At 48.7% G+C, this 17,573-nt stretch carries 2 protein-coding genes; both read right to left on the bottom strand.

The genetic code is table 11. The features are described 5' to 3' along the window. Positions 1–5: 5 nt before the first annotated feature. On the bottom strand, positions 6–10,265 hold the full coding sequence (locus tag AC50YO_RS05520; protein WP_494844211.1) for an amino acid adenylation domain-containing protein: 10,260 nt from the start codon (positions 10,263–10,265) through the stop codon (positions 6–8). A gap of 177 nt (positions 10,266–10,442) precedes the next feature. Then, positions 10,443–17,564: an amino acid adenylation domain-containing protein gene (locus AC50YO_RS05515; protein ID WP_494844208.1), complete on the bottom strand. Its 7,122-nt coding sequence runs from the start codon at positions 17,562–17,564 to the stop codon at positions 10,443–10,445. Positions 17,565–17,573: the final 9 nt, after the last annotated feature.

The raw sequence follows: 17,573 nt of genomic DNA, 5'->3' as shown, positions 1-17,573 counted from the left end.
ACCTTTTATGGTCTAGTCACTTCTTCATTCGTTGCAGCAAGGAGATCATTTATTCGTTTGGCCATTTTTTCAATGGTGGCATAGTCAAATACATCTGCCATCGTAATTTTATCTGTTAATTCCTGTTTAATTCGATTAAATACTTTTGTGATAAGAATGGAATGCCCTCCAAGCTCAAAAAAGTCTTCCTGCACGCCAACCTTCTCTAATCCGAGCACGTCCTTCCAGATAACAACCAGCGTCTCCTCCACTTCGTTCCGAGCTGAGATGTAGTCCACACCCGTTGCCATTTGTCCGTCCGGCTTCGGCAGCGCTTTTCGATCCAGCTTCCCGTTAGGTGTCAGCGGCAAAGCTTCCAGCTCTACAAAGAAAGAGGGAACCATATAATTCGGCAATCTCTCCCCTAGGAAGGTCCGAAGAGCATGTACATTCAGCAGAGCTTCCGTTACGACGTAAGCACAGAGGTAGACCGCTTCACTATCCTCTTCCTGTCTGGCAACAACGGCTGCTTCTGCAATATCAGCATGCTCCAGCAGGATGGCCTCAATCTCGCCCAATTCAATGCGATGGCCTCTAATTTTCACCTGATGATCCATGCGCCCCAAATATTCCAAGCTGCCATCAGGCAAGCGACGAGCCAAATCCCCGGTCCGGTAAATGTTCGTTGTTGGAGCATACGGATTAACGACAAACTTCTCTTGTGTTAAATCCTCCCGCTGCCAATAGCCGCGGGCTAAGCCGTCTCCGCCTATGCAGAGCTCTCCGGCAACCCCTATCGGCTGCATACGCAGCTCATTATTCATAATATACAGCTGCGTATTCGCAATCGGGCGTCCCAGATCCACCTCTTCTGCCTCGGTTAACTCTTTAATTGCCGACCAAATCGTCGTCTCTGTTGGTCCATACATGTTATAAATTCGCGCACGGGTCGTCTGCTTAAGGTCCTTGAGCAAGGCATTCGGGAACGCCTCGCCGCCCACTAGAATCGCATTCACCTCTCTTAAGGAGGCCCCATGCTCAGACAACAGCATCCGCAGGTGTGAAGGCGTCATTTGGACGATCTCAATCTGCTCTTCTTCAATTAAACGGCCTAACTTTTGCGGGTCCTGCTGCGCTTCTTTGGACGCAATGACCACCTTGAGGCCTTGGGTTAGCGCGAGAACCGTCTCCAATATAGAGATATCGAAGGACAGCGTAGTGACCGATAGAATCGTTTTGTTCTGGATAGCAATCGTGCTCGCTACGCCGCAGATGAAGTTATGCGCTGAACGATGCTCGATCATAACGCCCTTTGGCTTGCCTGTCGAGCCAGACGTAAAGATGACATACGCCAAATCCTTCTCGCTGTTGCTTCCCTCCAGATTCGTTCCGTTGCCTTCATACAGGCTCGCATCATCCAAGCAAATCTTCTCTGCAAGGGTATCGATCTTGCCCTGCAAAGACCGCTGCGTCAACAGCCATTTGGCTTCCGAGCTCTCTAGCATATACTGAGTACGGTCCGCCGGGAAATCAGGATCGATTGGCACGTATGCTCCGCCTGCCTTCAAAATCGCCACCATTCCGATCATCATCTCAAGCGAACGCTCGACCATAATGCCGACCAGCGTATTAGGCTTGACTCCCTTATCTCTTAACAAGCGAGCCACCTGATTCGCCTTCTCGTTCAATTCCGCATACGTTAAGCTTTGCTGCTGCCAGACGACCGCAACGGCATCTGGAGTTCTCGATACCTGCTCTTCGAATAATTGATAGATCGTTTTCTCGCTAGCATAATCGAGTACCGTATCATTGAAGGCAAGGAGCTGCTGCTCTTCCTCTTCTGTCAAAAGGCTGGCAGCCTGCACCAGTCCCTTCGGATCATTCACAGCCTCTTCGGTGAGGTGCAGGAACTGGCCTTGCAGTCTCTCGATGCTATCCTGATCATAGACATTCTCGTTATAACTAAATTTAACGGCTATTTCATCCCCAGGGATGACAATGACGTTGAAGTCATAGTTGGTTTGCTCGAATACTTCTACATTCTCAACGCTTAGGCTCGTCACTGTCCCCCTTTGCTCCATTTCCTGCTCCATCGGATAGTTCTCAAAGATCATGATATGATCCACTAATGCTTGCTTTAGAACGCTCTGCGATTGAATCGCATACAAAGGGCTGTAATCATAACGAGCAGACTGCAGTGACTTCTGCTGATTCTTCTTCAGCAGGTCTGCGAAGCTGTCCCCGTCCTCGCTCTGCACACGCACGGGAATGGTATTAATAAACATGCCGACCATTTGTTCAATGCCAGGCACCTCAGACGGTCTGCCCGATACAACCGAGCCAAATACGACATCCGATGTCCCATTGTACTGCTGCAGCAACATGCCCCACAGCGTTTGAAGAACGATGTTCATCGTGACTTGGGTATCCTGTGCCATTTTTTTGATTTTGCCCGTTAACGATTCTCCGAGTACGATTGTGCTTACCGCCAAGCTATAGCTCTTATCTGGTAACGGCTTTCTTGTCTGTGGCAGCTGCGCCTGCTCTTCGTATCCTGCTAAATACAGTTTCCAATAAGCTTCTGCTTCTGCCGGCTCCTGCGCACCTAGCCACTCCACATAATTGTAATACGAGGATACCGGGGTTAATTCAGGCTGCTGATTAGCATACAATCCCTCATAAATTTCGAATAGCTCTTTCACAATGATAGGGAAGCTCCATCCATCCATAACAATATGATGAATGCTCCACACCACATGGTTCGCGTTTCCTTCAGCTTGGAATACGGCGACTCTTACTAATGCATCCAGACTATTGAGGTCGAACCCTCTGTCCTTGTCTTCCTGCTTATATTGGTCAATGATCTGCTGCCGCTGATCAGCCCCGCAGCCGCTCAGATCCTTCACATCAAGCTGAATCTCTCTTTTCTTCAACACAACTTGCAGCCACTGATCTATTCCGGTACGTGCGAATATCGTGCGCAACGATTCATGTCTCGTAAATAGCAGGTTCCAGCTCGTCTCGAATAAATGCGTATCCCACTCCCCTTTGACGTCAAAGGAGAACTGCTGATAATAAGCATAGGATTGCTGATCAGCCAAGCTATGGAACAGCATGCCTTGCTGCATTGGGGTCAGCTCGTAAATATCTTCGATTTCCCCAATCGTTTGGATGTCTTTGTTGAGGCTCTCCAAGGCTGCTAGTGATAGGTTGGAATAGCTATAATCGCTCGGAGTCCGTTCAGTCGTCGTTTGCTCTGCACAGTAAGCAATAATTTGTCTTAGCTTATCCTCATAACGGCTTAGGAAAGCTTCAATGGTATGACTCTCGAATTGCTGCGTACTGTAGCGAACCGTCAGCTGTAATTGGCCGCCCGTAATGGCTCCATTAATATCTAAGGCATACAATAGCTTTTCATCTGGACTTAGAGATTGGCCCGTAGAGTACCGCGAGAACTGAATGCCGCTCTCCTTGCCAAGATCCTGATCGAATTGCCCCAAATAGTTGAAGCTGATTTCTGGCTCACGCCTAAGCACGATGCTATTCTTCTGTTCTTCAGAATCAGAGGTCAAATAACGGAGCAGGCCGTAGCCGATCCCCTTCTGTGGCACCTGATGCAGCATTTCCTTCGTTGCTTTAATCTGATCCTTGAGCGTCTCATGCTGATCTAACTGCAATACAAGAGGATATTGCACCGTGAACCAGCCGACCGTTCGGCTCACATCAAGCTGCAGAGTATCTCCCTCTCGTCCATGCCTCTCCAGATTCAGCGCCATGCTGTCTATGCCAAAGCTTTCTCTCACGGCAAGCCCTAACGCTGCGATAAGCACATCCGTCGTATCCGTGTTGTAGGCACTGTTCACCTGCTGCAATAATTGCTTCGTTTCCTCTTTGCCTAGCGTCATCTCTTGCAGCTCTGTATCTTTCAGTAACGAGCCTTCCGCCTGATGATCAAAAGGAAGTTTGCCGATCTGAGCTGCTTCTGCATCCGTCCAATAGTCCAACTGCTTGAGTACCTTCGGACTGTTCGCATATGCCTCAAGAGCTTCGCTCCAAGCCTGGAAGGAATGGCTTTTCTTCGGCAGCTCGATCTCTTTCCCTTGGCTGAGCTGTTCATAGGCTGTTCCCAAATCCTCGAACAAAATCCGCCAGGACACGCCATCTACGACCAGATGATGAATCACTATGAGCAAATGATCGCCATCCGAAGTCTGGAACAGGCCGCATTTCACCAGAGGTCCTTGGCTTAGATCAAAGCTGCTGTGCAGTTGATTGACAGCCGCTTCTATTTTCGTTTCGGGCTCGTCCTCCAGCTTCATATCGTATACCTGAAGCGTATAGAGCTCTCCCTCGCCTATACCGCGATTATAAGCAGAAACTCCATCTTCGGTTCGCCGATATACTGTGCGCAAAGCATCATGATGCTCCACTAGCCTTTGCAGCACCTGCTCAAGCCTCGCCACATCCCACCTATTCTCACGGTACAGCATAACCGCTTGATTGAAGTGCTGGTGCGCTTTTCTCGGCTGCTCCAAAAACCATTGCTGAATTGGCGTAAAACGCACCTCGCCTGTGACTTCCTTCTGATCCACTCGCGCCTGTGCCGTTCTAATGTATGGAGCGAGCTCCGCAATCGTCGCATGCTGGAACAAATCCTTCATCTCCAGATGATAGCCGGACTGATACATTCTTGAGGACACTTGAATCGCTTTGATCGAATCGCCGCCGCTAGCAAAGAAGTTGTTGCGTATGCCAATTTGTTTTTCTCCGAGTACATCCTGCCAAATGGCTGCTAGAAGCTTCTCTACTTCATTTCTTGGCGCTTCGTAATCGATCCCGGTTGCCATCATTTGACCATCTGGCTTCGGCAGCCCCTTGCGATCGAGCTTCCCGTTAGGTGTAAGCGGCATGGCGGGCAATTCAACAAAATAAGCTGGAATCATATAGCTTGGAAGCTCTTCTCCCAAGTAGCTGCGCAGCTGTTGGATGTTCACCTCTTGCTCAGTTACTACATAAGCGCATAAGTAAGCGCCGGCTTTGCCTTCATCCTCCCAAGCAATAACAGCTGCTTCGCTTATGCTTGTATGCTTCAATAGAGTCGATTCGATTTCACCTAGCTCAATCCGATGTCCTCTAATCTTCACCTGATGATCAATACGTCCCAAATATTCAATGTTGCCATCCGGCAGCCAGCGGACCAAATCACCCGTGCGGTACAGCTTGCTTCCTGGCTGGAAGGGATTATCCACGAACTTCTCATTCGTCAGTTCCTCACGATTCCAGTACCCTCGTGCTACCCCGTCGCCCCCGATGTAGAGCTCTCCCGCAACACCAATAGGTTGGATATGGGCATGGCTATTCAAAATATACAGCTGGGTATTGTCGATAGGCTTGCCTATAGGCACGCTTGCCAAGTTGCTCTCGCCTGAGCAATTGAAATACGAAACGTCCACCGTCGCTTCTGTAGGACCATACAAATTAATTAAATGTGTCCCATTCCGCTGATACAGCCTTTGATTGAATAGATTCATCTGATAGACATGGAGCGCTTCACCGCTGGCGAACACTTGGCGCAGGCTGCTGACTGCATGCCGATCGCCGTCAGTTCCCATATGCTCTAGGAAAATGCTCAGCATCGACGGCACAAAATGCAGCGTCGTAATCTTATGCTTCTGGATGGCCTCGACGATCGCCTGCGGTTCTTTCTCGCCCTTTGGCTTCAAGAAGCATACCTTCGCTCCGACGAACAACCCCCAGAACAATTCCCACACCGATACATCAAAGCTGAATGGTGTCTTTTGAAGAATCGTATCCTTCTCATCAATCGCATACTGCTTTTGCATCCAATTTAATCGGTTGATGACCGAAGCGTGCTCAATCATAACCCCTTTAGGCCTGCCTGTTGTCCCGGAGGTATAGATGACATAGGCCAAATCCTGCGGCTTATTAATCAAGTTCAGCTCAACTGACTCTGCTTGATAGAGGCTCGCATCATCCAAATATATAATTTCGTCGTTAAAAACGACTTCTTTCTGCAAATGGCTTTGGGTCAACAGCCATCTAGTCTCGGTATCCTCCAGCATGAATTGAATCCGGTCCATCGGATAATCAGGATCAATCGGCACGTACGCGCCGCCGGCTTTAATAATTGCGAGAATCCCCACCATCATCTCAATTGAGCGTTCGACCATAATGCCTACCAACGTGTTCGGCTGTACGCCCTTCGCCCTTAGCAAGCTGGCAAGCTGATTCGCCCGCTGATTCAATTCCGCATAGGTTAGTGACTGTCCCTCGAATAAGACTGCAACTGCCTCTGGACTCTTCGCCGCCTGCTCTTCGAACATTTGCTGAATCGTTTTATCCTTCGGATAATCCGCCCTCGTATCGTTGAAGTCAGCTTGCAGCTGCTGCTTCTCTTCTTTACTGAGCCACTCCATATCCTGCAGCAGCAGGTCTGGTTGCCCTGTAATCTCTTGTACGATTCGAATAAAATGCTCGGTCATCCGCTGTATCGTCGCTGTCTTGAACAGGCTCGTCCTATACTCCCATGTGCATTGGAGCTGCTCATTCTCCTCTATAGCCTCAAGCGTCAAATCAAACTTCGATACCCCATATTTAAACGGCAAGGTCTCCATTTGAAGTCCTTCTATCTGCATGTCGGTCGATTCTGTATTTTGCAGCACCAGCATCACATCAAACAAAGGATTCCGACTCAAATCTCTTGGGACATTCAGCTCTACGACCAGCTCCTCAAAAGGATAGTCTTGATGTTCATAGGCCTCTAGGCTTCCCGCTTGCACCTCCGCCAAAAACTCACGGAAGCTTTTCTGCCCAGTGGGACGATTCCGCATAACCAGTGTATTAATGAACACCCCGAATACGCTCGCCATCTCAGCTCGCGTCCTGCCGGCGATCGGGCTTCCTATTACGATATCCTCTTGCCCGCTGTATTTGGACAGCAGCACATTATAGGCTGCCAGCAGAATCATATACAACGTCGTTCCTGTTTCCTTCGCCAGCTTGTGCAAGCCTGCCGTCGTAGCTTTATCCAATTCAAAGGTTTTCAATTTACCTTCATAGTTCTGCACATGCGGACGAGGATAATCATGCGGCAAGGACAGGACAGGAATTTCATCGGCAAATTGATTGAGCCAATACGCTTTCTGTTTGCTTTGTTGCTCACTTTGGCGCTGCTGCTCCTGCCATACGGATACATCCTTATATTGAATCCGAAGTGGCGGCAGCTCTTTTCCTGCATACAAATCCATGAACTCACGGACCATAATTCCCATGGATACGCCATCGGAAATAATGTGATGCAGATCAAACAAGAGAAGATGCTGCTCCTCAGCTTCCTTAGCCAGTCCTACACGCAGCAGTGGCGCTTGCTCCAAATCAAATGGACGTATAAACTCATCCGTCGAGCCCGTAATCAACCGTTCAATTGCAAACGGAACAGTTGCATGAATTCGCTGAATCGGTTCGCCCTGCTCGAAGCCGAACGAAGTACGCAAAGCCTCATGGCGCTCAATTAATTGATCAAAGGCTTGTCTCAGACGTGCTTCATCCAAGCTCCCCTTAATGCGCAATATTCCCGGAATATTATAAGTGATGCCTGCACCTTCAATTTGTTGAAGCAGCAGCAGCCGTTTTTGTGCAGAGGATACCGGATAATACGCGCGTTCTTCAACGACCGGAATAAGTTCGAAGGAGTTGCCTTCCATCCCTTGCAAATAAGCAGCAAGCTCTTCAACCGTCGGCAGTCGGAATATATCCTGGATCGTTAGTTCAACGTTCAATGCTTGCGTAATCTTCGATGCCAACGTTATTGCTTTTAGAGAATGTCCTCCAAGCTCGAACAGGTTGTCCTGTACCCCGACCCGTTCTACCTTCAATACTTCCTGCCAAATCGCAGCCAATTGCTCCTCCACTTCATTCCGTGGTGCTGTGTAGGCAGTACCAGTCAACTTGCCATCCGGCTTGGGCAAGCCCTTCCGATCCAGCTTGCCGTTAGGCGTAAGCGGCATCGCAGCAAGGGCAACAAAATAAGAAGGAACCATATAGCTTGGCAGCTTATCCCCAGCGAAGCCTCTCAGCTCCTGTGTAGTAAGCTCTTGCTCCGAGACCACATAGGCGCATAGGTATGAAGCTGAATGGGCTTCCTCTTGATAGGCGATGACCGCTGCTTCACGAATCTGCTCATGCCCGAGCAAGACCGCTTCGATTTCGCCGAGCTCAATGCGATGGCCTCGAATTTTCACTTGGTGGTCAATTCGGCCCAAATATTCAATATTGCCGTCCGGCAGCCAGCGGACCAAATCGCCCGTTCGGTACATTTTGCTCCCCGGCTGAAAAGGATTGTCCACGAATTTCTCCTGTGTCAATTCCTCCCGCTTCCAATACCCGCGAGCAAGACCGTCGCCTCCAATGTATAGCTCCCCAGCAACGCCGAGCGGCTGTACGCTTGTATCGCTATTCAAAATATATAGCTGCGTATTGTCTATCGGCTTGCCAATAGGTACACTTGAAAGCTCGCTCCCACCTGAGCAATTGAAGTAAGAAACGTCTACTGTCGCTTCTGTTGGACCATACAGGTTGATCAATTGTGTTCCATTTTGCTGCTGCAGCCCTTGATTGAATTGGTTCATTTGATAGACCTGCAGCGCTTCCCCGCTGGCAAAAACCTGGCGCAAGCTGCTGACCGCAGCCAAATCACCCTGCGTGCCCATATATTCTAAGAAAATGCTCAGCATCGAAGGCACAAAATGCATCGTCGTAACCTGATTGCTGCGGATAGCTTCTACGATGGCCTCGGGCTCTCTTTCTCCTTTTGGCTTCAAGAAGCATACCTTAGCTCCAACGAACAATCCCCAGAACAATTCCCATACCGATACATCAAAGCTGAATGGCGTTTTTTGCAAAATCGTATCCTTCTCATCAATCGCATACTGTTTTTGCATCCAGTTCAATCGGTTGATCACAGAGGCGTGCTCGATCATGACTCCTTTTGGCCTGCCTGTCGTACCCGATGTATAGATCACATACGCCAAATCTGTCGCTTCATTGATTATGTCCAGTTGATCTTGCCCAGCTTGATAAAGGCTGGCATCGTCCAAATAGATCCGCTCATGGACAAACTCGACATCACGCTGCAAATAGCTTTGGGTTAGCAGCCATTTCGTTTCCGTATCCTCAAGCATGAATTGAATTCGTTCGATCGGATAGTCCGGATCAATCGGCACATAAGCACCGCCCGCTTTAATAATTGCGAGAATTCCCACCATCATCTCAATCGAGCGTTCGACCATAATGCCTACCAACGTATTGGGCTGTACCCCCTTCGTTCTTAACAAGCTGGCAAGCTGATTCGCACGCTTATTCAATTCCGCATACGTCAAAGACTGACCTTCAAATACGATAGCAGTCGCATCCGGACTTCTTAGCACTTGTTCCTCGAACGTTTGCTGAATCGTCGTATGCTTCGGATAGTCTGCTGCTGTAGCATTATAATCGAATACGAGCTGTTTCTTCTCTTCGTCTGACACAAGCTCAATCTCCAGCAGCGAGCTGCCCGGATAGTCAACAATATGAGAGAAATAACGAATCAAATGCGTCATAATGCGTTGGATCGTCTCTGCTTTATACGCATCGGAACGATATTTCACATTAAGATGCAGTCCTGCCTCATGCGAGAAAACAAACAGCATGTCCGTAGAGAAGGAATCGACATACTGCGGATTATGAATCGGCTCCAGCATTACCATCGTTGGAATAACCGGCTGGGCCTGTTCGTCTAATGGCCAGTACAACCGTTCCGCAAGCTTTTCGATTGGGAAGTTTTGATTCTGGTTGGCCTCCGTTACAGTCGTTTTTATACGCTGCATAAATGCTCGGAAGCTCTCGCTTGTCTCCACTTGTGTCCGCAGAGCTACCACCCGATTCAATAACTGGGCCGGTTCTTGCTTTTGCTTAAAGATCGGCATGCCAACCGTTATATCTTGTTGGTTGGCATAGCGATGCAATACGTATTTCACACCGGACAGCAGCAGCATATAGAGGGCAAAATCCGACTTGTTGCTCATCAACAGCAGCTTTGTATACAACTCTGCCGGGAATATACGAGATATCACTTCTTTGTCATCAGTCAATACGGCATCGTCGCCGCTCCAATGATCAACTGGAAAAGCGCTCATGCCCGTATGGCCTTCAAGCTTGTCCAGCCAATATGCTTCTTCTGCTTTTAGCTTGCCACTGGACAGCGTAATATTTTGTGCATAATCTTTCACTCGATCATCCTCCACAAACTACTTATTAAACAATTAAGATACTTCATTTAATTGCATCCGCCACTGCACTGCATAATCAAGCTTCTCAAAGGTGTACACTGATCCAACAATTGAATTCATTAATACGGATTAGCGGTTATTTGTTCGAGGATGGATACATCATGATAGGAATACCTTTTATACCGTAACGAGCAGCTCGCTTCTAATATAGTTCGCCATTTGTTCAATGGTTGGATAATCAAAGATATCTCTCATCATCACTTTCTCTGACAGCTGCTTCTTAATCATATCCAGTACCTTGGTAATGAGAATGGAATGGCCTCCGAGCTCAAAAAAGTCATCCTGCACACTGATATCCTCTAATTCGAGCACATTTTTCCAGATGAGAATCAGCTTTTCCTCCACATCATTACTTGCCGCGATATAGTCCACACCCGTTGCCATTTGCCCATCCGGCTTCGGCAGCGCTTTTCGATCCAGCTTCCCGTTAGGTGTCAGCGGCAGTGCTTCCAGCTCTGTAAAGAAAGAAGGAAGCATATATTTCGGCAATCGCTCTCCAAGGAAGGTCCGAAGGTCATGTACATTCACCTGCTTCTCCGTTACCACGTAAGCACATAGGTAAGCTGCTGCTTCATTGTCCTCCTCTTGTCTGGCAATGACGGCTGCTTCTGTGATATCAGAATGTGCCAGCAGGCTGGCCTCAATCTCGCCCAATTCAATGCGATGGCCTCTAATTTTCACCTGATGATCCATGCGTCCCAAATATTCCAAGCTGCCATCAGGCAAGCGACGAGCCAGATCCCCAGTCCGATAGAGGTTCGTTGCTGGAGCATAAGGATTAACCACAAACTTCTCTTGCGTTAAATCCTCCCGCTGCCAATAGCCGCGGGCTAAGCCGTCTCCGCCTATGCAGAGCTCTCCGGCAACCCCTATCGGCTGCATGCGCAGCTCATTATTCATAATGTACAGCTGCGTATTGGCAATCGGGCGTCCCAGATCCACCTCTTCTGCCTCAGTTAACTCTTTAATCGCCGACCAAATGGTCGTCTCTGTCGGTCCATACATGTTATAAATTCGCGCACGTGTCGTCTGTTTAAGCTCCTTGAGCAAAGCATTCGGGAACGCCTCACCGCCTACTAGAATCGCATGCACCTCTATTAAGGAAGCGCCATGCTCAGATAACAGCATCCGCAGATGCGATGGCGTCATTTGGACGATCTCAATCTGCTCGTCCTTGATTAATCGGCCTAGCTTTTCCGGGTCCTGCTGCGCTTCTTTGGACGCAATGACCACCTTGAGGCCTTGGGTTAGCGCGAGAACCGTCTCCAATATAGAGATATCGAAGGACAGCGTAGTGACTGATAGAATCGTTTTGTTCTGGATAGCAATCGTGCTCGCTACGCCGCAGATGAAGTTATGCGCTGAACGATGCTCGATCATAACGCCCTTTGGCTTGCCTGTCGAGCCAGACGTAAAGATGACATATGCCAAATCCTTCGCGCTATTGCTTCCCTCCAGATTCGTTCCATCGCCTTCATATAAGCTCACATCATCCAAGCAGATCGTCTCTGCAAGCGTATCGATCTTGCCCTGCAAAGACCGCTGCGTCAGCAGCCACTTGGCTTCCGAGCTCTCTAGCATGTACTGGGTACGATCCGCCGGGAAATCAGGATCGATTGGCACATACGCGCCGCCAGCCTTCAAGATCGCTACCATTCCGATCATCATCTCAAGCGAACGCTCGACCATGATGCCGACTAGCGTATTTGGCTTAACTCCCTTGTCTCTTAACAAGCGAGCCACCTGATTCGCCTTCTCGTTCAGCTCCGCATACGTTAAGCTTTGCTGCTGCCAGACGACCGCCACGGCATCTGGGGTTCTCGCCGCTTGCTCTTCAAACAATAGATGAATTGTTTTTTCACTTGGATAGTCGAGCACCGTATCATTGAAGGCAAGGAGCTGCTGCTCTTCCTCTTCTGTCAGCAGGCTAGCAGCCTGCACCAGTCCGTTCGGATCATTCACAGCCTCTTCGGTTAGATGCAAGAAATGGCCTTGCAGTCTCTCGATACTTTCCCGGTCATAGACATTCTCGTTATAGCTTAATTTAATGATCAGCTCTTCGCCGGGGATAACAATGATGTTAAGGTCATAATTGGTTTGTTCAAATATTTCCACATTCTCGACGCTTAAGCCCGTAGAGGCGCCTCTTTGTTCCATTTGTTGCTCCATTGGATAATTCTCGAAGATCATAATATGATCCAGCAGCCCTTGCTTCAGCGCACTTTGCGCTTGAATCGTATAGAGCGGAGTGTAATCATAGCGCCCAGACTGCAGCGACTTCTGCTGATTCTTCTTCAGCAGGTCTGCGAAGCTGTCCCCGTCTTCGCTCTGCACACGCACGGGAATGGTATTAATAAACATGCCGACCATTTGTTCAATGCCGGGTACCTCAGACGGTCTGCCCGATACGACGGAGCCGAATACAACATCTGATGTCCCATTGTACTGCTGCAGCAGCATGCCCCACAGCGTTTGAAGAACCGTGTTCATCGTGACTTGGACTTCTTGCGCCATTTTTTTCATTTTCTTCGTTAACGGCTCGCCAAGCACGATTGTAGCTGCCAATTGATTATAGGTGCTGCTAAGGGTATGCTTTCTTCTTGGCAGCTGGGCTTGCTCTTCATAGCCTGCCAGATGTTGCCTCCAATAGGCTTCTGCTTCTGCCGGCTCCTGCGCACCTAACCACTCCACATAGTTATAATACGAGGATACTGGCGTTAATTCGGGCTGCTTCGCTGTTTGCAGGCTCTCATAGATTTGGAATAGCTCTTTCACAATGATAGGGAAGCTCCAACCGTCCATAACGACATGATGAATGCTCCACACCACATGATTCGCAGTTCCCGATCTTTGGAATACCGCAACTCGTACTAACGGCTCCAGGCTGTCGAGATCAAACCCTCTATCTTTGTCCTCGATCTTATATTGGGCAATAATCTGTTGCTGCTGCTCTTCCTTTTCAACACTCAGATCCTTTACCTCGACCTGCATTTTTCTTTCCTTCAACACGATTTGCAGCCATTGCTCTGCTTCGTAGCGTACGAATACCGTTCGTAGAGCCTCATGTCTAGCGAACAGCAGATTCCAGCTTTGCTCAAACAACTGCGTATCCCATTTGCCTTTGACGTCAAAAGCGAATTGTTGATGATAAGCATGAGAATCCAGATCTGCTAGACTATGGAACATCATGCCCTGCTGCATCGGAGTTAGGGCGTAAATATCGTCGATCTCGCCAACCTCACGCATATCCGTTTGCAGCTTGCCAAGCGATGCCAGCGACAGTTTAGAATAGCTGTAGTCACTCGGGGTACGCTCTGTTGCAGACTGCTGCACGCAATGCTCGATGATCTGCTTTACCTTTTCCTCATAACGGCTTAAAAAGGCCTCGATCGTGCTGTTCTCGAATTCTTTCCGGCTGTAGCTGATCAATATCTTTAATTGCCCGCCCATAATGGCGCCATTGATTTCTAGCGCATAGGACAGCTTTTCCTTAGGGCTGATTAAATGCCCTGTGGAGAAAGGGGAATATTGAATTCCGCTTCCCTTGCTAAGATCCTGATCGAACTGCCCCATATAGTTGAAGCTAATCTCCGGCTCACTCTCGAAGACGATGCCATTCTTATGTTCCTCAGAAGTTAAGTAGCGAAGAAGGCCATAACCAATCCCCTTTTGTGGAACCTGGTGCAGCGTCTCTTTCGCTGCTTTAATCTGATCCTTCAGCGTCTCATATTGTCCCAGCTGCATAATGACGGGATACTGCGCCGTGAACCAGCCGATGGTTCGGCTTATATCCAGCTGAAGAAGATCCCCTTCTCTGCCATGCCGCTCCAAATTCAACGCCAGCGTGTCCACATTGAAGCTTTCCTTCACGGCAAGCCCAAGTGCGGTGATGAGAACATCCGTCGTATCCGTGTTATAAGCACGATTCACTTCTTTTAATAATTGCTCCGTCGCTTCTTTGCTTAATGTCATCTCCTGCAGCTCTATATCTTCCCATAACGATTGTTCTGCATAATGATCACGAGGAAGCTTGGCAACCTCGGCTGCTTCCCCCTCTTTCCAGTAATCCAGTTGGCTCAGCACCTTCGGGCTTTGCGCATATGCCTCAAGAGCCTCACTCCAAGCCTGGAAGGAATGGCTTTTCTTCGGAAGCTTAATTTCTTGCCCTTGGCTAAGCTGTCCATAGGCTGTTCCCAAATCCTCGAATAGGATTCGCCAGGACACCCCATCTACAACCAGATGATGTATCACAATAAGCAAATGATCGCCATCCGCAGTCTGGAACAAGCCGCATTTCACCAGAGGCCCCTGGCTTAAATCAAGACTGCCCTGCAGTTGATTCACAGCTGCTGCTATTTGCGCTTCGGGCTTGTCCTCCAGCTTCATATCGTATACCTGAAGCGTACAAAGCTCTCCCTCGCCTATGCCGCGATTGTAAGCAGAAACTGCTCCTTCGGTTTCCCGATAGACTATGCGGAGAGCATCATGATGCTCAACGAGCCGTTGCAGCACCTGCTTGAGCGTCGCTGCGTCCCACCTATTCTCACGATACAGCATCACCGCCTGGTTGAAATGCTGCTGCTCTTGTCTTGGCTGCTCAAAAAACCGCTGCTGCACAGGTGTGAAGCGAACTTCACCCGTGACTTCCTTCTGATCCGCTCTCTCCTGAGCTGTTCTTATATATGGAGCCAGCTCTGCAATCGTCGCTTGTTGGAATAAATCCTTAATATCCAAATGATAGCCGGACTGATACATTCTTGAGGACACTTGAATCGCCTTAATCGAGTCGCCGCCGCTTTCAAAGAAGCTGTTGCGAATCCCGATCTGTGATGACCCGAGTACATCCTGCCATATCGCAACCAATTTCTCTTCCACTTCGTTTCTTGGCGCTGCATATTCTACGCCCGTCGCTTGACCATCCGGCTTCGGCAAACCCCTTCGGTTGAGCTTTCCGTTAGGTGTCAGCGGCATCGCATCCAGCACTACAAAGTAGGCAGGAATCATGTAGCTTGGCAGCTTATCACCTATAAAGGCCCGCAGCTGCTGAATATTGAGGTCATGGTCCGACACCACATATGCACATAAGTAGGAGCCGGATTGATCCTCTTCTTGATAAGCGATTACCGCTGTTTCACGAATCTGTTCATGCGTGAGCACAATGGCTTCAATCTCACCAAGCTCAATGCGATGCCCTCTAATTTTCACTTGATGGTCGATGCGCCCCAAATATTCAATGTTGCCATCCGGCAGCCAGCGAACCAAATCACCTGTACGGTACATCTTGCTTCCTGGCTGGTAAGGGTTATCTACGAATTTTTCATTCGTCAATTGTTCGCGATTCCAATACCCGCGGGCTACGCCATCTCCGCCGATATACAGCTCTCCTGCCACTCCGACGGGCTGTATATTGGCATGGCTATTCAAAATATACAGCTGGGTATTGTCGATAGGCTTGCCAATAGGCACGCTAGCCAAGTTGGTCTCACCAACGGAGCAATTATAATACGAGACATCCACTGTTGCTTCTGTAGGACCGTATAGATTAATCAATTGCGTCCCATTGCGCTGATACAGCCATTCATTGAATTTGTTCATCTGATACACATGCAGCGCTTCACCGCTGGCGAACACTTGGCGCAAGCTGCTGACTGTCCCTGACTCGCCATAGGACTCCATATATTCCAAGAAGATGTTCAACATCGACGGTACGAAATGCATCGTCGTAATTTTATGCTTCTGGATGGCCTCGACGATTGCCTGCGGCTCCTTCTCGCCCTTTGGCTTCAAGAAGTACACTTTGGCACCGATGAGCAGTCCCCAGAACAATTCCCAGACCGATACATCAAAGCTGAATGGCGTTTTTTGCAAAATCGTATCCTTCTCATCAATGGAATACTGCTTTTGCATCCAGTTGAGTCGATTGATGACCGAAGCATGCTCAATCATGACCCCTTTTGGCCTGCCTGTCGTCCCTGATGTATAGATCACATACGCCACATCCTGCGGCGTATTAATCGCATTCAGCTCAACTGGCTCCGCTTGATAGAGACTCGCATCATCCAAATAAATAATCTCATGAGTAAAGGCGACCTCGTTCTCCAAATGGCTTTGAGTCAACAGCCATTTGGTCTCGGTGTCCTCCAGCATGAATTGAATCCGGTCCAGCGGATAGTCCGGATCAATCGGCACGTACCCGCCGCCCGCCTTTATAATTCCGAGTATACCTACCATCATCTCGATGGATCGCTCAACCATAATCCCGACCAAGGCGTTCGGCTGTACGCCCTTCGTTCTTAACAGGCTTGCAAGCTGATTCGCCCGCTGATTCAGCTCCGCATACGTCAAAGACTGCTCTTCGAATAGTACCGCAACCGCATTTGGACTTTTCGCCACTTGTTCTTCGAACATGTGCTGGATCGTTTTATTGTTCGGATAATCTGCTATGGTATCGTTATAATCAACGATAATCTGCTGCTTTTCTTCCTCTGAAACGATCTCAATCTCCATTAGCGAAAGTGCTGGGTTAGCAGTAATATGGGAAAAATAACGAATCAAATGTGTCATAATCGCCTGTATCGTATCCTCTTTGTACGCATCAGGACGATACTTAACGTTAAGCTGCAGCCCATTCTGATGGGAGAAGATAAATAGAATATCAGTAGAAAAGGAATCGACATACTGAGGATTATGAATCGGCTCCAGCATAACCATGGTTGGAATGACAGGCTGACCCTGTTCACCTAACGGCCATTCCAGCCGCTCCGCAAGCTTTTCAATCGGGAAGTTCTGATTCTGATTGGCCTCCGTTACCGTCGTTTTGATCCGCTGCATAAACGCTTTGAACTGTTCGCCCAGCTCCACTTGTGTGCGTAGAGCCACCACTCGATTCAATAGCTGAGCTTGGTCTTGCTCTTGCTTTTGCTTAAAGATCGGCATGCCCACCGTTATATCCTGTTGGTTCGTATAACGATTCAATACGTACTTCACACCGGACAAGAGCAGCATATACAGCGCAAAATCTGATTTATTGCTCATCGTTAACAGCTTCGTATACAGCTCATCCGGGAATGCACGAGATATGATTGCCTTATCTTCCGTTAACAAGGCTGGATCGCAACTGATAAGATCGATGGGAAAAGCGCTCATTTCCACATGGCCATCCAGCTTTTCTATCCAATAGGCTTCTTCTGCTTTTAATTTCCCACTGGATAATGTAATGTTTTGTGCGTAATCCTTCATCTTCATCCT

The sequence above is a fragment of the Paenibacillus sp. J22P59 genome (assembly GCF_059383895.1).
This window is presented reverse-complemented; position numbering and strand designations above follow the sequence as displayed.

Coding starts and splice junctions, on each gene's coding strand:
- AC50YO_RS05515 (WP_494844208.1), bottom strand. CDS start 17,564: ATGAAGGATTACGCACAAAACATTACATTATCCAGTGGGAAATTAAAA.